Raw genomic sequence first — 19,031 nt, forward strand, 5'->3', positions numbered from 1 at the left:
CGCTTGACCTCGGCCGAATCCGGGCTAGATTGCCTTCCGGAACCCGAGTTCGCATTCTTTGCGAAACGCACGCGCCCGCGTGCCCGATCCGGCTTCCAGCGACTGCTTTATCTCTTCATATCTTCAGTGCACACGGGAGTTCTCCATGCGCTACAATCAATTGGGCAATACAGGTCTTTTCGTCTCCGAACTCTGCCTCGGCACGATGACCTTCGGCGAGAACCAGACGGGCGCCGTCTGGAGTGCGGTCGCCGGTCTCGATCAGGATGCCGCCGACAAGATCGTCGAGCGCTCGCTTGCCGCCGGCGTCAATTTCATCGACACGGCGAATGTTTATTCCCAGGGCCGGTCAGAGGTCATTCTCGGTCAGGCGATCAAGAACCTCGGCGTGCCGCGCAAGGACGTGATCATCGCCACGAAATTCCATGGCCAGATGGGCGACAAGCCGAACGATCGCGGCGCCTCCCGCGGCCATATCATGGACTCGGTGGAGCAGAGCCTCGAACGGCTGCAGATGAACCATATCGATCTCTACCAGATCCATGGCACCGACACGGTAACGCCGATCGACGAGACGCTGCGGGCGCTCGACGATCTGGTATCGCGCGGCCTCGTTCGCTATATCGGCCTCTCCAACTGGGCGGCCTGGCGGATGGCGAAAGCGCTCGGCATTTCCGAGCGCAAGGGTTACGCCCGTTTCGAGACGGTACAGGCCTATTATTCGATCGCCGGCCGCGACCTGGAGCGGGATATCGTGCCGCTGATGCAGGAGGAGAAGCTCGGCCTGATGGTCTGGTCGCCGCTTGCCGGCGGGCTGCTCTCCGGCAAATACGGTCCGGGCGCTCCAGGCAACGGGGAAGGCCGCCGCGCCAACTTCGATTTTCCGCCGGTCGACAAGGATCGTGCGTGGGCCTGCGTCGCGGCCATGCGCGAGGTCGGCGCTAGGCATGGCGCGAGCGTCGCGGAAGTGGCGCTGGCCTATATCCTGGCGAAACCGTTCGTCACGAGTGTCATCATCGGTGCCAAGCGGCTGGAACAACTCGAAGAGAACTTGAAGGCCGTGAAGCTGAAGCTCGACGCGGAGGATGTGGCAAAACTCGACGAGGTGAGCGCGCTTGCTCCGGAATATCCGGGCTGGATGCTGGCGCGCCAGGCTGCCGGACGCCGGCCGGCTCCCTTCGAACCAAAGGAATAATCATGAAAAAAGCCCGCGGCGGTTCAAACGCTGCGGGCTTCAAGGTCACGTGACGGCTTAGAGGTCTTTCCAGCCAACCGCCTTGGCCTTGAGGTGGTGCTGCAGGCGTGGCAGGTGCTTTGCCTCGCCTGTCAGAAATCAGGCAGCCAGATCGTCGGCCTCGGTGCCCTTGAACATCTTGGCAAGGTTCAGGAAGCAGATCATGCCGTTCTCGTTGGCGATGATGCCTTCGGAGAAGGACTTGTCGAAGGACGCGGAGATTTCCGGAACCGGCTGAACCTGGCTCGAAGGGATCGTCAGGATGTCCGACACGCGGTCGACGAGCATGCCGATGACCATGTTGTGGACTTCCGCGACGACGATGGCGCTGCGCTCGTTGGCAACCGTGCTCTTCATGCCGAGCTTGTAGGCAAGGTCGATGATCGGGATCACGGAACCGCGAAGGTTCATGACGCCGATGACATCGGCCGGGGCGTGCGGGATCGGCGTCGAAGGCGCCCATCCGCGAATTTCGCGGATCGTCGTCGTCTTGACGCAGAATTCCTGGTCATGGAGACGGAAGGCGATGATTTCCAGCGTTTCGCCGCTGTAGCTTGTGGAGTTGATCGTCGTAGCCATCAGAATTCTTCCCAACTATCCGTTGCCTGAGCGGCAGCGGCGGCACCCGTTGTGGTCCGCGCGACCGTTGCCATGAGTTTGCGTGCCGGCGATGCAACGGGTCGTGCATCAGGTCGCGCTATTTCAATCTTACGCGAAGAATGTTGCGCAAATCTAAACCGTCCCAGGAGATCCCGCAGGGTTTCGGCTTCGCGCGCCAGGCTGTGGCTGGCAGCGGTCGTTTCCTCGACCATGGCAGCGTTCTGCTGCGTGTTCTGGTCCATGGAATTCACGGCCTTGCTGATCTCCTTGATGCCCGTCGACTGTTCGCGGGCCGCCTCGACGATCGCTGCGACATTGCCGTTGATCTCGTCCACCTGAGACATGATCTCATCAAGCGCCTTGCCGGTTTCGCCGACCAGCGCGACGCCGCGCTTCACCTGTTCCGAAGAGGTCGAGATCAGCGTCTTGATCTCCTTGGCCGCACTGGCGGAACGTTGCGCGAGTTCGCGGACTTCCTGGGCAACAACCGCAAAACCCTTGCCGGCTTCGCCTGCTCGGGCCGCCTCGACGCCGGCATTCAGCGCCAGGAGGTTTGTCTGGAAAGCAATCTCGTCGATTACGCCGATGATATTGGAGATTTCCCTGGACGACGTCTCGATCTGGCCCATCGCACTCACCGCGTTGCGGACCACGGCGCCGGAATGTTCGGCGCTTTTTTTAGCATGCGAGACGAGGCTGCCGGCTTCTTCGGCGCGCTTGGCGCTGTCGATCACGGTGCGGCTGATTTCTTCAAGAGCCGCGGCGGTCTCCTCGACTGCCGCCGCCTGCTGCTCGGTGCGCTTGGCAAGGCTGTCGGAAGCCTGGCGAATCTCGCTGGAGCCGCCCGCAATCCCCTCGGCATTATCCCCGACCGTGCGCATGGCATCCGCCAGCGTTGTGATGGCTCCATTGAAATCGAGGCGGATCTGCTCAAGCGTCGAAATGAAAGGCTTCTCGATGCGGATGGTCAGGTCGCCGTTTGAAAGAGACGTCAGGCCATCGGCGATGTCATCGACCGCGCGGACGCGTTCGGTGATATCTGTCGCAAACTTGACCACCTTGAAGACCCGGCCGTCGGCGTCGAAGATCGGATTGTAGGACGCCTGGATCCAGGCAGCCTTGCCGCCTTTGCCGATGCGCTTGAACTCGGCGGCAATCGCTTCGCCACCGGCGAGCTTCTTCCAGAATTGCGGGTATTCGGCGCTGTCACGGAACGACGGCTCGCAGAACATGCTGTGATGTTTGCCGGTGATTTCCGAAAGTTGATAGCCGAGGCAGGCGAGGAAATTTTCGTTGGCGGTCAGGACATCGCCATTGGGAGTGAACTCGATAATGGCCTGCGTGCGCGAGATGGCGTTGATCTTGCCTTCGTCCTCGGCGGATTTGAGTTTTGCGGCGGTGATGTCGGTTGCGAATTTGACGACCTTGTAAGGCTTGCCGCCCGAGGCCACCGGATTGTAGGAAGCCTGGATCCAGATCTCGCGACCACCCTTGCCGATGCGCTTGTAGGCGGCCGCGTCATATTTGCCGCTGCCGAGATGCGCCCAGAAATCCTTGTAGGCCTGCGACTTCACATAGGCCGGATCGCAGAACATGCTGTGGTGCTTGCCGACGATCTCGGAAAGAGCGTAGCCGAGCGTCTTGCAGAAGTTCTCGTTGGCCGTGAGGACTTTTCCGGACAAATCAAACTCTATGATAGCCTGGGATTTATTGAGCGCTGCAAGTACTGCTTTCGCGTCAGCACCTGGAAGTGAAAGTATGGACATCTGGCTTGCCTGCCCCCATCTGTAAGGTCCCGAACCGCTCAATTTTGCCTGCCGCCTAACGAGGTAATCTCTCGTCGCCGGGACACTGAGTTCTGCTAAAAATAGCATTGAGGACTTAACGGAAGGTCAATAATTCTTTTCGGCTCAAGTCAGGGGAAATACGTATCTGTTCTGTGTTTTGTCAAATTCCGGATGATGTGTATTTGTGCCGCAGTAACCCCAGCTTTCGATGTATGTTCGGGACTTCCGAGAAGTAATTTCGATCGATATTTTAAATATAAACTTAGGCCGCATATCAGGCGCTGGGCGACTAGGCACGCGTTTTGCGGAGGTACGCCGATCGATGTGATGTCCTCGGAGGTCAGGTTTTTCTCCCGAGCAAGCAGGAACCAATGGATATGGGAGATTAGTATTCGCGCTCATAAAAGATGCCGGCCTTGCCGCCTTCGGTGCCGGCGCCGGCCTTGAGCTTCACACCGCGACCGACGTCGAGGTTGATCGTCGCTTCGGCGCCGCCCTCGCCGCCCTGTTCGACCTGGATATAGGTGCGGTTGTTGATGTAGCGGCCGACCGAAACGGTGGTCTGGCCGGTCGCATCGGTGTTGATATCGAGATCGTCGACACCGAGATTGTTGCGCAGCGTTTCGAGCAGCGATGTGGAGCCGCCGCCGGCGAGTTGCGCGACGGCGTCGGCCAGCTGGGCGATCTGCAGCGGTGACAGCCGCGACATCGACTGGCCGAAGATCAGCCGCGCCAGAACCTCGTCCTGGGGCAGGGCGGGCGAGGAGGAGAATGCGATCGTCGGGTCGTTGGCGACGCCGGTGACTTTCACCGTGATCGTCGTCGCGGCGGAGGTCGTGTTCGCTTCCATGTTGAGAACCGGGATCAGGCCGCCGCCGAAGGTGATGTCGCCATCGGTAAAATCCAGCCGTTTGGCGAGGATGACGATACGGCCGCGGCGCATCTGGAAGCCGCCGGCGACGACCGGCGCGACCGCCGTACCCGTCACGGTCAGGTCGCCGCCGAGCTCGGCGTCGATGCCTCGCCCGCGAACGAAAATGCCGTTCGGCGCACTGATCTGGAGGTTGAGCGCGATCGGGTTCGAACTGCCGCCGGCACTCTTCGGGCGCAGTTTTTCCATCTGCCGCAGCACGTCGGGCGGTGCGTTGCGGTGGCGGATATCGATGGCGGAAAGCGAAGTCGGCAGGCGGGCCGGTACGGTAATAGCAGCCTTGGTCAGCGTTACCTTGCCACCGAGGATGGGGCCGGAGGTCAGCGGGCCGGTGATCGTCAGGGCGCCGTCGGTGGTTGCAGCAAACAGCGTGCCGTCGGCATAGGATGCCTGAGCAAGCGTGATCCTGAGATCGGCTGGAAATCCGGAGCCGGGTGTGATGCCGACCGAGCCCTGGACCGAGACCGTGCCGCCACCCGAGAGCTTGGCCGTGAGCCTCGAAATATTGGCGCTCTTGCCATCGAAGGCGACATTGGCCGCGAGATCCGTCAGGGCGAGGTTACGGCGAACATCTACCAGGCGGGCGCCGGAGGAGGATGCCGTGCCGGTGATCGCCGGCGCTGCCGCGGTGCCGCCGATCGCAAGATCGACATTGCCGGTGCCTTCCAGCACGAACCCTTGAGCGGCCATCTGCCCTGCAAGGATGGAGAAGGGCAGTTTCCCGCTGAATTTCAGATTGAGCGGCTTTTCGCCCGCAAGCGAGACGGAGCCGCCGCCCGATAACGAGACGCCGCCACCGCCCGAAAGGCGGGTATCGACGGTGACGGTGCCGTTCTGAAACGTGCCGCCGGCGGTGATGTTGAAGGCAGCGACCCCGGCGGAGGTGGTCTGCGCGACGCCGGCATCGGCCCAGCGCAGATCATAACGGACGGCCGGGGCTTGCGGGGTTCCCGTCGTAGTCACCGTGCCGGAAATCGTGCCGCGGGCGTCGAGGCCCGGCGCAAAGGCGTTGACCAGGCTGGCGGGCACGGCATTGGCGCGGGCGTTTATGTCGAGCGCGGGAATGCCGTCCTTGAGGATAACCTTGCCCGCGGCGGACAGGTCGAGACCGCCGGAGCCCGTCAGCCGCGTCTTGTCTAATGTGACTGTCCCGTTGGCGAAGCTGCCGCTTGCTTGGACTCGAAACGGACTGATGCCAGCGTCGCGCGACTGGCGAAGCTGTGCATCACTCCATTCTAAATCGTAACGTATGGCAGGGGCAGATGCGGCGCCGGTGGCGTTGATCGTGCCGGAAATCGTGCCGGCAGCGTTGATCGCGGGCACAAAAGCGTTGATGAGATTGGCGGGCAAGGCCTTGATATTGGCGGTCAAGTCCAGCGCCGAGCCAGCCGTGCCGTTGACGGTGACGCTGCCGGTGCCGGTTGCGATGGTGAGGTCAGCAAGCCGCGCACCGCCGTTTGCGACCGCAATGCGGGTCGGCGCGGCAAGCCGGACTGCGATGCTGCGGGGCGCGGCGGTGAAGCTTTCGATGCCGACCGAGATATCGGAACCGCTCTGGATATCGCCGATCGCAGTGAGGGGTGCGTTGTCATATTGGGCGGCGAGGTTGAAGTTGGTCCGGTTGCCGCCCTGGCTGACGCCGAGGTTGACGTCGTTGATGCCGACCGAGCCGGCGCCGATGCGGGTGGCGCGGACGGTGCCTTCGGCCGCGATCGCCTTGATGTCGGGAATGGCAAGATCGATATTCGGCTGGGCGATCTCCATCGTGCCGCGGCGAAGGGCACTGCCGGATGCCCGGATCGCAGCGCCTGCCTTGCCGCCGGTATTGCTGAACATCACCGTTCCCTTGAGATCGCCCTGGGCCTGCTGGGCCGCGAGCGCCGCAAGCAGGGAGACATCCGGGAAATCGAAGGTGAGCTGGCCTTCCGGCAGGAAGGCAGGGGAGAAGTTCAGGGCGCCGGAGAGCTTGTTCGGGCCGATCTCGGCGGTGATCGCCGGCGCGCTGGTGCGGCCCTGGACGGAGGCGACGTCGGCATTGACGCGGATCGGCTGGCCATCGAGCGAACCCGTGCCGGTCAGCTTGCCCTTGGGAGCGTTCGGATCGGCGGTGCCTTCGAGGATGAAGCTCATGTCCTGGAGCTTGCGGCCGACCAGCCGAGCGTCGGCGGAATTGACCACGGCCCTGACGCCCATTGCGGCGAGCGGCCCCTTGGCGGAAATATCGAAACCTGCGGCACCTTCGGCCTCGGGCAGCCAGCGCTTGAGATCCGGCACGCGGCCGGCGAGGCGGCCGGTGACGGTCTGGTTTTCGAGCAGCATGTTGCCATGCGCCTCGATCGCGTTCGACCGCATCACGAAGTTCTCGAGGCTGACGCGACCGCCGCTCACCATGTTGACATAACCTTCGGCGGACAGCTTGCCGTCGAATTTCGAAACCAGCCCCGGCGGCAGAACGGCGGGATTGGCGAAAACCCGGAAATTGCCGGTGACGGCCTGCTTCGACATATCATAGGCGCCGGACAGCGTGCCGTTCACATTGCCGCTGTCGAAGGTCGCCGCATCGAGGCCGATCGCCGGCGGCGCCAGCCTTAGCGGCGCATCGAGCGTCACCGGCCCGCGGATCACCCGGTCGAGGTCGTCATTGGTGAAATGCGTGCGAGCCACAGTGAAGCGGCTGCGGATGCTGCCGGAGCGGTTGATGAGGTTCAGATCTTCGCTTTCCGCCTGCAGGCGGATCTGGCCGAAGCGCCCCTGCGGCAGTTCCGCGGCGCTGAGTGCTGCCGTCGCGTTGAAGCGCGCCGAGGCGGCCGCTCCGGTCAGCGTAAAGTTGATGCTTTCGAAGGAGAAGCGGCTCTCCTGCCCGTTGATCGGCCAGACGAAGTCGACCGGACCCTTTACGCCGTTGAGGCTGGCGGTGAGGCTGTTGTCGCCCGTCTGGTCCCAGGCCCCCTTGGCAGCGATCTTCACGGCTCCGGAGGTGAGATCACCGCGTTCGATATCCACGCGGCCGGAAGGCGCATAGACTGCGGCGATGTTGATATCGGTCGTGCCGCCGAACAGCGGACGAAAGGCGGGCGGGAGAAGCGTCGAGAGCTGACCGCCGCCGGTCACCTCCACTCTGTGCCTGCCGTTTGCGACCAGCATATGCTTGCCATCGACCGAGATGACGGGAGTGCCGCCGACGCTGCCCTGCAACTTGCCGGCCCAGTCGGAAAGAGGTCCTTCGCCATCGAGGGCGAGCTGGACCGCCGGGGTGCCGGGTAGACGCAGAACCCGGGCGAGCAGGCCACCCTGCGGCTCGGACACGGCAGCCTTGAGCGTCAGGCGATTTTCGGACGGCGCGTAGACCACGTCGGCAGATGCCCTGGCATCCGGCTCGTCCTTGCGGGTTGCCTGCAGGTCGAGCGAAATGTCAGGTCCGGTCGCATCGATCGATCCCTTCACCGAAAGTGAGAAATCCCGTCCCGAAAGTGCCTGGGAGAGATTGATGTCCGGCAGGTCGATCTGCGCGACGCGGATACCGACGGGCAACGGCGACCCGGAGGAGTTGGTCGTCTGCGTCGTCGCGGGCGCTTTCGGCGGCCGCGGCGCACGGATGAAATTGACGGTGTCCGCGGAAATGTGCTCGGCGCGGAAAACACCGGTCACCAGGGATGTCGGCGACCAGTCGATCTTGATGCCGCCGATCTGGGCATAGGGGCCCATGTCGTCGGACAACGTGAGGGCATCGATACGCAGATCGCCCGTCAGAAGGCCTTCCGGCCGCGTGAAAGAGATGCCGCGGTCAGGCGTGGAGACGATGGCGGAAATCCGGTCCGCGGCAACGCGTCCGCCGACCGGGGTGAGGGCGACGAAAAGGACAACGCCCAGGGCCATGACGAACAGGATCGCGACCACGCCAAGCGCGGCCTTCAAGATCCATTTCAACAGGCGTACCATCAGCATCATGCCTTAAACGCTACCCTTCACTGCCTTTCAGAATGCCTGTCCTATGCCCGCATAGATACCGTACTGGCTACCGCCGTCATAGCGCTGCAACGGAATTGCAACGTCCAATCTCAGCGGTCCAAAAGGCGTGGCATATCTCACGCCGATCCCTGCGCCAGCACGTATATCAGAAAAATCGGGCACGATTCCGGTCGATACCGTACCAATGTCGACAAAAGGTACAATGCCTATATTTTCTGACACTTTTACCCTCACTTCGAAAGATCCCAGCGTATAAGAACGCCCGCCCGTGGCTTCATCGGCGCTGTTATAGGGCGAGATTTCCCGATAGGCGTAACCGCGCACCGATCCGCCGCCGCCGGCGAAGAATCTGCGTGTCGCCGGGATTCTTTCAAGGTCGCTTCCGCCGACCAGTGTTCCAGCGGCCAGACGGGCAGCCAGCACGATCCGATCCTCTTGCCCGAGGCCGAGATAACCCGAGATCGAGCCCTCGAACGACGAGAAGATCGTGCCGTCCATCAGCTCGTAGCTCGGCTTGGCCGACAGCGTCGCGTAATATCCCTTGGTCGGGTCGAGCTTGTTGTCGCGCGCGTCGCGCTCGAAGCTGATCGGCAGGCTGAGGGTGAGATATTGATTGTTGCCGAAGGCATCGTCGGCATCGATATAGGCGATTTCCCCACCGCCCTTAAGCTTGTCGGTCTCGTTCAGCTCATAGGTGATGCCGGCCGAATAGATGATGGTCTGCGCCTCGTAGACGTCAGGCGTCTCGCTCTTGGCTTCCAGGCGGGACTCGAAGGTCGCTTCCGGCACGAAAGCGCCGGGCTTGGTAAAGATGATGCCGGCGGAATAGTCGAAGGTGGTGACGTCGGTTGTCGCGCCGATGCCGGACACCTTGCCTTCGATGCGCAGCGACTCGGCTTCCCCGAAGAGGTTGCGGTGGCCCCAGTATCCTTCGAGACCGGCGCCGTCGATTGAGGAATATTCGGCGCCGAAGCCGAAATAGCGGTGCTTGCCTTCCGATACCTCGATTGTCAGGGGCAACGAACCGTCCGGTGCAAGCTTCTCCGCCTCGTGGATCGTCACACTCGAAAAGACGCCGAGTTCGCGCAGGCGGTCGTTCGCCTTCTTCAACTGCTCGGGCGAATACTGTCCGTGTTTGTCGAGCCGCGAATAACGGCTGATGAAGGCGGCATCGACGGTGCGCGATCCCTTGACGGCGACGGTGCCGAACGGCGCGACCGGACCGCCGACGGCACCGAGCACGACGTCGATCGTGTCGGTGCGATGATCGGCTGTCACCTGCCGACGGGTCAGTTTCGCGAGCGGTCGTCCTTCGTTCTTCAGATCGACCAGAAGCTGTTCGCCCGCTTTGAGGATCAGCCGCGAACCCGCCTTTCCGCCGGCAACGAGATCGTATTTTCCCGGATCGTGGCCGGCGGCATCGCCTTCGAAACGAACCGAGCCGAGCTTGAAAACCGGGCCGGGATCAATGCTGACGGTGACCGGCACGGGCGCCGCGTGGTCGAATATGGGGTTAGGCGGCAGGCGGTCGATATCGGTGCCGGCGACGGAGATGTTGACGGTGCCGCCGTAACGGGCCTCTTCGTAAAGCACGGCGATCAATCGGTCGCGGTCCTCGCGTGCCTTGATGATCACCCCGAGGTCGCCCGAGACCGGCTGTTTTTCGTCCGTGATCAGGGAAGCCGCCGATTCGAGGCGCTTCTTGAGATCCTTATCGGCGCTGCCGGTTTGGAGCGTCGCATCGTAACGGACGGGATCGATGACCTCGACCTTGTCTTCATCGCCGCCGAACAGGGTGATGCCAAAGAGTTTAAAGGCGTAAGCCTTGCCGGAAAGCGGCGGGGAAACAAGAAGTATAGCGGCAAGCATCGCAGCTGCGCCTGCCCCCCTCAACCTCCGTTTTTCTGTCCGCCCAGTGTTTTCGTTCCGCATACGCAAACTGCTGTGGATTCCCCCGGCTGGAAGCCGTCATAGCGTCCGACGAAGCGAACTATCTAACTGCAAAAGACGAAGCCGGGTACCCCCGATCGCTCTTCGCAATGATTTCATGACAGAAAAAGCCCCGGAGAGTGCTCCGGGGCCACAGTTTTTTCTGCAATCCACGCGGTTATCAGTAACGGCGCGGGCAGCTGTCGATATAGCGGCGGCCATACCGGTCGCGGTAGTAACATTGACCCGGCTGTTCGGCGACAGAGCCGATCAAGGCACCGGAAACGCCCCCGATCGCAGCACCTACGGCTGCGCCGCGGACGTTGCCGGTGGCGAGGCCGCCGATCACGGCGCCGGATGCTGCGCCGATGCCGGCGCCCTGTTCAGTTGCCGTGCAGCTCGCGAGCGAAGCGCCGACCATCAAAAGCACCAAGGCTTTTCTCATGAGATCCTCCTGTTTGTTCTTTGTTTTGCCCGGCCGTCTCGCAGACTCCGAACGTTTCCGCGGGTCAATTCAACAGCCATCAATGGGAACAATAGGTCGCGGCGCACAAGAGTCCATATGACCTCAATATTTTTAAGCGCCGATTTTGTTTGAATTGTCGATAGTTACTCGAAATCCGAGAAGATCGGAGGACGATGGCTTGACCGGTGGCCGGTCAAATTATTGCCGTTTCCGTAGAAAGTAGCGGTTGATCCCCTAAGTAAAAAAGCAAATGATGTCGGGCATGTCCGGGAGGGACATGAGGAGGATCATATGACGAAAGTGACGCTGACCGTGAACGGCCGCGCGATGAGCGGCGAGTGCGAGGACCGCACCCTGCTCGTGCATTTCATCCGCGAAAAACTTGGTCTGACGGGCACGCATGTGGGCTGCGATACGACCCAGTGCGGCGCCTGCGTCGTTCATATGGACGGCCATTCGGTGAAGAGCTGTTCGATCCTGGCGGTGCAGGCATCCGGCTCGACGATCACGACGATCGAGGGTCTCGCCGGCCAGGGCGAATTGCATCCGGTTCAAGCGGCCTTCAAGGAGCATCATGGCCTGCAATGCGGCTTCTGCACGCCCGGCATGGTGATGACGGCAGTCGACCTGATCAACCGCGAAGGCGGGACGCTGACCGAAGAGACAGTCCGTGCCGGGCTCGAAGGCAATATCTGTCGTTGCACCGGCTACCACAACATCGTCAAGGCGATCCTTGCCGCCGATGCCGAAATGGCTGGCAGCCGGCAGGCCGCGGAGTGAGTGGTCAGTAGTCGTTAGTGAGCAGCGGTTCACACGGCGTTTCCGCTCTTGAACCGCTCACTGCCGACTAATTCCTACTCACTAACCAAAACCAATCACCATCTCGGGAGGAGATGAACATGGGTGTTGAAGGAATCGGTGCACGCGTTACTCGCAAAGAGGACAAGCGTTTTCTGACCGGCAAGGGCCGTTACACGGACGACATGACCGTCCCCGGCATGAAATATGCCTATTTTGTCCGCAGTCCTTATGCACATGCGAAGATCAGGAACATCGATGCGACCGCGGCGAAAGCCATGCCGGGCGTCATCGACGTGCTCGACGGCAAGCAGCTGCAGGCGGATGGCATCGGCAATCTCATCTGCGGCTGGATGATCCATTCGAAGGACGGAACGCCGATGAAGATGGGCGCCTGGCATCCGCTCGCCGTCGATACCGTGCGCTATGTGGGCGATGCGATCGCGATCGTGGTTGCCGACTCCTCTGGTGAAGCCCGCGATGCCGCGGAAGCCGTGGTCGTCGATTACGAGCAGTTGCCGGCTGTGGTCGAGGCCGTCGCGGCACTTGCCTCCGGCGCGCCGCAGATCCATCCGGAAGCGCCCGGCAACCTGATTTTCGACTGGCAGATCGGTGAGCCGGATGCGGTGGACAAGGCGATTGCAGCGGCTGCGCATGTCACCGAAATCGAGATCCTCAACAACCGCCTGTCGCCTAACCCGATGGAGCCGCGCGCCACGCTCGGCATCTACGATACGGCGGAAGATCACTATACCTGCTACACGACCAGTCAAAACCCGCATGTGGCGCGACTGGTGATGAGTGCCTTTTATAATGTGGCGCCCGAAAACAAGCTGCGCGTCATTGCGCCTGATGTCGGCGGCGGTTTCGGTTCGAAGATCTATATCTACCCGGAAGAGATCATCTGTCTCTGGGCGTCGAAGAAGACCGGCGTGCCGGTGAAATGGACATCGGACCGCACCGAGGCCTTTCTGACCGACGCCCATGGCCGCGACCACGTCTCGAAGGTGAAGATGGCCTTCGACGCCAACAACCGGATCACGGCGCTGAAGGTCGATACGATCGCCAATCTCGGCGCCTATATGTCGCTGTTCTCCTCGGCCGTGCCGACCTATCTCTATGCGACCCTTCTGTCCGGCCAGTACGATATTCCGGCGATCCATGCCAATGTCCGAACCGTCTATACCAATACGGTGCCGGTCGACGCCTATCGCGGCGCCGGTCGTCCGGAAGCGACGTATCTCCTGGAACGGACCATGGAGACGGCCGCGCGTGAACTCGGCGTCTCGCCGGCGGAACTGCGCCGGGCGAATTTCATCCGCACCTTCCCCCACCAGACACCGGTCATCATGAACTATGACGCGGGCGATTACGAAGCCTCGCTGAATGCCGCGATGCAGGCCGCCGACTGGAACGGTTTTGCCGCCCGGCGGTCGCAATCCGAAGCCAAAGGCAAAAAGCGCGGCATCGGCATGAGCTGCTATATCGAGGCCTGCGGCATTGCGCCGTCGGCAGCGGTCGGTTCGCTCGGCGCCGGCGTCGGCTTGTGGGAATCGGCGGAAGTGCGGGTCAACGCCGTCGGTACGATCGAGGTGCTGACCGGCTCCCACAGTCACGGCCAGGGCCATGAAACGACCTTCGCGCAGCTCGTCGCCGGCCGTCTCGGCGTGCCAATCGAAAGCATCAACATCGTCCATGGCGATACCGACAAGGTGCAGATGGGCATGGGCACCTACGGCTCACGCTCCGGCGCGGTCGGCATGTCGGCGGTCGTCAAGGCACTCGACAAGGTCGAGGCTAAGGCGAAGAAGATTGCCGCGCACCTGATGGAAGCCTCCGAGGAGGATATCGTCATTGAGAACGGCGAGCTCAAGGTCGCAGGCACCGACAAGTCGGTGCCGTGGTTCCAGGTGGCGCTCGCCTCCTACACCGCCCATAACCTGCCTTCGGGCATGGAGCCGGGCTTGAAGGAAACGGCCTTCTACGATCCCTCCAACTTCACCTTCCCGGCCGGCTGCTACATTGCCGAGGTGGAGATCGATCCGGATACCGGCGAGACGGATATCGTCCAGTTTGTCGCGGCGGACGACTTCGGCAACATCATCAACCCGATGATCGTCGAGGGCCAGGTGCATGGCGGCATTGCCCAGGGCATTGGCCAGGCTCTGCTCGAGAACGTGCAGTACGACGAGAACGGCCAGCTTCTGACGGCAAGCTACATGGATTATGCCATGCCGCGCGCCGACGACCTGCCGTCGTTCAAGCTGTCGCACCAGAACACGCCTTGCCCGGGCAATCCGCTCGGCATCAAGGGCTGCGGCGAGGCGGGTGCCATCGGTTCGCCGCCGGCGCTAATCAACGCCATTACCGACGCGATCGGCCACAACAAGCTCACCATGCCGGCGACCCCGATGAAGGTCTGGCAGGCACTGCATCCGGCTCACTGAGGAGAACAGACATGTACGCTACCAGCTATCATCGTGCATCCTCGGTGGAAGATGCCGTCAAGCTCAAGTCCGCCAACGAGGAGGGCAAATACCTTTCCGGCGGCATGACCTTGATCGCCACCATGAAACAGCGGCTCGCCGCGCCGAGCGACCTGATCGACCTTCGCCATATCCCGACGCTGCGCGGGATTTCGATCGACGGCCGCAAGGTGACGATCGGGGCTGCCACGCCGCATGCGGATGTGGCGGCTTCGCGCGAGCTTGCGGCCATCTGTCCGGCGATCTGCAAGCTTGCGGGCCATATCGGCGATCCGCATGTGCGCCACATGGGCACGATCGGCGGTTCGATCGCCAACAACGACCCGGCGGCGGACTATCCCGCCGGCCTGCTCGGGCTCGGCGCGACAATCGTCACCGACCGGCGTTCGATCTCGGCCGACGATTTCTTCACCGGTCTCTTCGAGACCGCACTGGAGGAGGGCGAGATGGTGACCTCGGTCACCTTCAATGCACCGGAAAAGGCCGGCTACGCCAAGTTCAACAATCCGGCCTCGCGTTTTGCAATGACCGGCGTGTTTGTCGCCAAAACCGCTGGCGGCGTGCGTGTCGCGGTGACGGGCGCCGGCTCATCGGGCGTTTTCCGTCATCCCGGCTTTGAACAGGCGCTTGGTTCGAACTGGTCGGCAGATGCGCTGAGCAATGTCGCGGTCGACGCCTCCAACCTGATGGCGGACATGCACGCGAACGCGGAATACCGCGCCAACCTCGTGAAGGTCATGGCGAAAAGGGCGGTGGCGTCTGCCGGTTGAGGCGAATCGAGATCGCCGATAAAAACCTGGAAGAGCGGCGGAACCGCTCTTCTTTTTGCTGCTTGACGTGGATCAATTCTCACATTTTCGAAATCGCTTACCTTTTTATTGGAATAATTCAAAAAAAGCGGGCCTTTTGCCGCAGGTTGGTTCTATTCGCGCGGTCCGGGGTTGACGAAAAGCGTGGCTGAAACCAAAACCGAGGTAGGTTCTGGAGTGTGAGCATGGACTTCGAGGCATTTTTCAAGAGCGAACTGGACGGCCTTCACGGGGAAGGCCGTTATCGTGTGTTCGCCGATCTGGAGAGGCATCGCGGCAATTTTCCCCGCGCCACGCGTCATACTCCCGATGGTCCGAAGGAAGTGACCGTCTGGTGTTCCAACGACTATCTCGGCATGGGCCAGCATCCCGCCGTGATCGAGGCGATGAAAGAAGCCATCGATCACTGTGGCGCGGGTGCGGGAGGCACCCGGAATATTTCTGGCACGACGCACTATCACGTGGTTCTTGAACAGGAACTGGCGGACCTGCACGGCAAGGAAGCGGCGCTGATCTTCAATTCCGGCTATATGTCGAACTGGGCGACGCTCGGCACGCTCGGCCAGAAAATCCCCGGCCTGATCATCTTCTCCGACGCGCTGAACCACGCGTCGATGATCGAAGGCATTCGCTACGCCAAGTGCGAGCGGGTGATCTGGAAGCACAACGACCTCAATGACCTCGAAGCAAAGCTGGCGGCAGCCGATCCGAATGCGCCGAAGCTGATCGCCTTCGAAAGCATCTATTCAATGGATGGTGACATTTCGCCGATCAAGGAAATCTGCGACCTCGCCGATAAATACGGCGCGATGACCTATCTCGACGAAGTGCATGCGGTCGGCATGTACGGCCCGCGCGGCGGCGGCATTGCCGAACGCGAAGGCCTGATGGACCGCCTGACGATCATCGAAGGCACGCTCGGCAAGTCCTTCGGCGTGATGGGCGGTTATATCGCCGCTTCGACTGCGCTCTGCGACTTCATCCGTTCTTTCGCCTCGGGTTTCATCTTCACGACCGCCCTGCCGCCGGCTCTGGCAGCCGGGGCGATTGCCTCGATCCGGCATCTGAAGGCAAGCCCGTTCGAGCGCGCCCGCCATCAGGACCGTGTCCGCAAGCTGCGCACGATGCTGGATCAACAGGGCATTCCGCATATGCACAACCCGAGCCATATCGTGCCGGTCATGGTCGGCGATGCGGCCAAGTGCAAGTGGATCTCGGATATCCTGCTCGATACCTGCGGCGTTTATGTGCAGCCGATCAACTATCCGACCGTGCCGCGCAAGACCGAACGCCTGCGCATCACCCCGACGCCGCTGCATAGCGACGCCGATATCGAACACCTGGTCGGCTCGCTGCACCAGCTTTGGTCGCGTTGCGCGCTGGCGCGGCACGTGGCTTGAACGATCAACAAAGATCCGAATAACGCATGGCCGCGCTCACGCGGCCATTTCTTTTTGCGCGACGATCTTTCCGGCGCGGCGCCGCGCCTCGGCATCGGCCGCAAATACCCCATCCATCGTCGTTGCGGGCGGATAGCCCACCATTTCATCCATCACCTGTTCGGCAATATCAGCCATGTTGAGAAAACCGATGCGGCCGGCGCAGAAGGCGTGGAAGGCGATCTCTTCGGCGGCGTTCATGACCGCACCCTGTACGCCACCGCGTTCGAGGGCGGTGCGCGCCAGCCTTAGCGCCGGAAAACGAACCTCGTCAGGGGCCTCGAAATCCAGCCTTGCGAGCTTTGCGAAATCCAGCCGTTCGACGTCGAGCTTCGAGCGGTTCGGGTAGCTGAGCGCATAACCGATCGCAGTGCGCATGTCCGGACAGCCGAGCTGGGCCAGCACCGAGCCGTCGGCATAACCGACCATGGAATGGATGACCGACTGCGGATGGATGATCACCTCGATCTGGTCCGGGCGCAGATCGAAGAGATGTTTCGCCTCGATCATCTCCAGTGCCTTGTTGAACATCGAGGCGCTGCCGATCGAGATTTTCAGGCCCATCGACCAGTTGGGGTGGGCGCGGGCGATATCCGCGGTGACGCCCGCCATCTGCTCGCGCGTCCAGGTGCGGAAGGGGCCGCCGGAGGCGGTGAGCACGATGCGCTCGACCGCGTGGTGCTGGTCGTCTTCGAGCGATTGGAAGATGGCGCTGTGTTCGCTATCGACCGGGATCAGCCGCCCGCCGCCCTCAGTGACCGCCCTGACGAACAGTTCGCCGGCCGAGACCAGGCATTCCTTGTTGGCGAGCGCGATATCGGCGCCACGTTCGGCGGCGGCCAGCGTCGGGGCAAGGCCGGCCGTGCCGACGATCGCCGCCATCACCCAGTCGGACGGGCGCGCGCCCGCCTCGATCAGCGCCTCGCGGCCGGCCGCAACTTCGATGCCGCTCCCGGCAAGCGCATCCTTCAGCGCCGCATACTGGCGGTCGTCGGCGGTAACCGCGAGTTTCGCGCCGCAGGCCTTCGCCTGGTCCGCCAGAAGCGCGATATTACTGTTGCCGGTGATGGCGACGACCTCGAAGGCTTCGCGGCCGCCGAGCTGGTTCACCACATCCAACGTATTGACGCCGATCGAGCCGGTGGAACCGAGGATGCTGATACGGCGCTTGCCGGTTTCGGCCATGCTGTTTTCCATTTCCTAAAGCTGCCGTTGGTCTACAAGCGAAAGCCACGGCTCACAAGAGCGGGCTTGAATTCGGCCCGGCTGCGACCAAGTGCAGCTTGCACAACGGGTACTCTTGGCGCGAAGTGGGACGATGAGCGAACACCGTGAAATCCAGACGACTTGCGTGATCGCCGGCGCCGGCCCGGCGGGGCTGATGCTCGGCCTCCTGCTGGCGCGCGCCGGAGTCGATGTCACGGTCGTCGAAAAGCACGCGGATTTCCTGCGCGATTTCCGCGGCGACACGATCCATCCCTCGACGCTGGAGGTGATGCACGAACTTGGCCTGATCGACGAATTCCTGACGCTGCCGCATACGCGGGCGCCAAAACTCTCCGCCGAAATGGGTGGGAAGACGATCACCATCGCGGATTTTTCGCGACTGCCGGTCAGGAACCGCTTCATCGCCTTCATGCCGCAATGGGATTTTTTGAGCTTTCTAGCCGAGAAGGCACAGGGCTATCCGAACTTCCGGCTGATCATGCGGGCGAAGGTGGTGGACGTGCTGGAGGACCGAGGCGCAATTTCGGGCCTCATCCTGGAGACGCCGGAAGGAGAGCTCACCATCCGCTCGACGCTTGTCGCCGGTGCCGACGGCCGCAATTCGGTCGTGCGGGAAAGGGCCGGGCTCGATGTCGAGAGTTTCGGCATGCCGAGCGAAGTCGTCTGGATGAAGCTGTCGAAACAACCGGGCGATCCCCACGAGGTGATGGGTCATGCCGGTCCGCGCCAGGGTTTCGTGCTGATCGACCGCGGCGACTATTGGCAATGCGGTTATGTCATCCGCCGCACCACGTTCGCCGACATCCGCGAGAGGGGCATCGAGGCTTTTCGGCAGATGGTGATCGACGTTTCGCCGCTGCCGGCCGAGCGGGCGCAGGAGGTCCGCAGTTTCGAGGATACCAACCTGCTGACGGTGCGGATCGACCGGCTGAAGCAATGGTGGCGGACGGGGTTGATCTGCATCGGCGACGCGGCGCATGCGATGTCGCCGATCGGCGGCGTCGGCGTCAATCTGGCGATCCAGGATGCGGTAGCGGCCGCCAATATCCTGGCCGCACCGCTGCGCGACAAGCGTCTGACCGACGCGGATCTCGCAGCCGTCGAAAAGCGGCGCAGTTTTCCAACCAGGGCAACGCAGAAGCTGCAGTTGATGATGCGCAGCAGCCGGCGCACTGATGAGGGAGACGACCGGAAGCGCCGGGGCCCGCCGGCCTTCATCCGGGGGATCGCCCGTTTTCCGCTGCTTGCCCATCTCGCCGGCCGGCTGATCGGCCTCGGTTTCCGCATGGAGCATGTGCGGGTGAAATGAGGCAACCTTTGACGGCCCGGCATCGTTGATCGGCAAAACAATCGAGG

12 protein-coding genes are annotated in these 19,031 nt (G+C 62.1%); 6 read left to right on the forward strand and 6 right to left on the reverse strand.

Translation table 11 applies throughout. The features are described 5' to 3' along the window. Positions 1–145: 145 nt before the first annotated feature. Positions 146–1,195: an aldo/keto reductase gene (locus tag AC1DLT_RS16305; protein ID WP_477487407.1), complete on the forward strand. Its 1,050-nt coding sequence runs from the start codon at positions 146–148 to the stop codon at positions 1,193–1,195. Between the two features lie 138 nt (positions 1,196–1,333). Here AC1DLT_RS16305 and AC1DLT_RS16310 read toward each other — a convergent pair whose 3' ends face one another. The 5 genes from AC1DLT_RS16310 to AC1DLT_RS16330 all read right to left on the reverse strand — a co-directional run bounded on the left by AC1DLT_RS16310 (position 1,334) and on the right by AC1DLT_RS16330 (position 10,895). Next, complete coding sequence (locus AC1DLT_RS16310) at positions 1,334–1,813, reverse strand: chemotaxis protein CheW (RefSeq protein ID WP_038546443.1); 480 nt, start codon at positions 1,811–1,813, stop codon at positions 1,334–1,336. Beyond that, positions 1,813–3,600: a methyl-accepting chemotaxis protein gene (locus AC1DLT_RS16315; RefSeq protein WP_477487408.1), complete on the reverse strand. Its 1,788-nt coding sequence runs from the start codon at positions 3,598–3,600 to the stop codon at positions 1,813–1,815. The genes AC1DLT_RS16310 and AC1DLT_RS16315 overlap by 1 nt, the downstream gene beginning before the upstream one ends. Before the next feature lie 406 nt (positions 3,601–4,006). Beyond that, a complete protein-coding gene (locus AC1DLT_RS16320) occupies positions 4,007–8,500 on the reverse strand; it encodes a translocation/assembly module TamB domain-containing protein (RefSeq protein ID WP_038546439.1) in 4,494 nt (1,497 codons plus the stop codon). Between the two features lie 27 nt (positions 8,501–8,527). Beyond that, positions 8,528–10,453 carry an autotransporter assembly complex protein TamA gene (locus AC1DLT_RS16325; RefSeq protein WP_477487409.1) on the reverse strand — a complete coding sequence of 642 codons (1,926 nt, stop codon included), beginning with the start codon at positions 10,451–10,453 and terminating at the stop codon, positions 8,528–8,530. Between the two features lie 178 nt (positions 10,454–10,631). Then, a complete protein-coding gene (locus tag AC1DLT_RS16330; RefSeq protein WP_038546432.1) occupies positions 10,632–10,895 on the reverse strand; it encodes a glycine zipper domain-containing protein in 264 nt (87 codons plus the stop codon). 312 nt (positions 10,896–11,207) lie between these two features. Between AC1DLT_RS16330 and AC1DLT_RS16335 the strand changes: the two genes are divergently transcribed. The 4 genes from AC1DLT_RS16335 (at position 11,208) to hemA (ending at position 16,409) form a co-directional block, all read left to right on the forward strand. Further along, positions 11,208–11,696: a (2Fe-2S)-binding protein gene (locus tag AC1DLT_RS16335; protein ID WP_038546429.1), complete on the forward strand. Its 489-nt coding sequence runs from the start codon at positions 11,208–11,210 to the stop codon at positions 11,694–11,696. A 119-nt stretch (positions 11,697–11,815) separates the two neighbouring features. Then, positions 11,816–14,161: a xanthine dehydrogenase family protein molybdopterin-binding subunit gene (locus AC1DLT_RS16340; protein WP_477487410.1), complete on the forward strand. Its 2,346-nt coding sequence runs from the start codon at positions 11,816–11,818 to the stop codon at positions 14,159–14,161. Between the two features lie 11 nt (positions 14,162–14,172). Beyond that, positions 14,173–14,970 (forward strand): FAD binding domain-containing protein, encoded by a 798-nt coding sequence (locus AC1DLT_RS16345; RefSeq protein WP_477487411.1) that lies wholly within the window; start codon positions 14,173–14,175, stop codon positions 14,968–14,970. A 224-nt stretch (positions 14,971–15,194) separates the two neighbouring features. Continuing rightward, complete coding sequence (hemA, locus tag AC1DLT_RS16350; RefSeq protein ID WP_038546420.1) at positions 15,195–16,409, forward strand: 5-aminolevulinate synthase; 1,215 nt, start codon at positions 15,195–15,197, stop codon at positions 16,407–16,409. 36 nt (positions 16,410–16,445) lie between these two features. Here the strand turns inward: hemA and dxr are convergent, their stop codons facing one another. Then, entirely contained in the window at positions 16,446–17,633 is a 1,188-nt protein-coding gene (gene dxr, locus AC1DLT_RS16355; RefSeq protein ID WP_477487412.1) for a 1-deoxy-D-xylulose-5-phosphate reductoisomerase, read from the reverse strand. A 133-nt stretch (positions 17,634–17,766) separates the two neighbouring features. On the opposite strand from dxr, the gene AC1DLT_RS16360 reads away from it, so the two are divergent. Next, a complete protein-coding gene (locus tag AC1DLT_RS16360) occupies positions 17,767–18,984 on the forward strand; it encodes an FAD-dependent oxidoreductase (protein WP_477487413.1) in 1,218 nt (405 codons plus the stop codon). Positions 18,985–19,031 lie beyond the last annotated feature (47 nt).

It is taken from the genome of Neorhizobium sp. 05N33 (assembly GCF_056397445.1).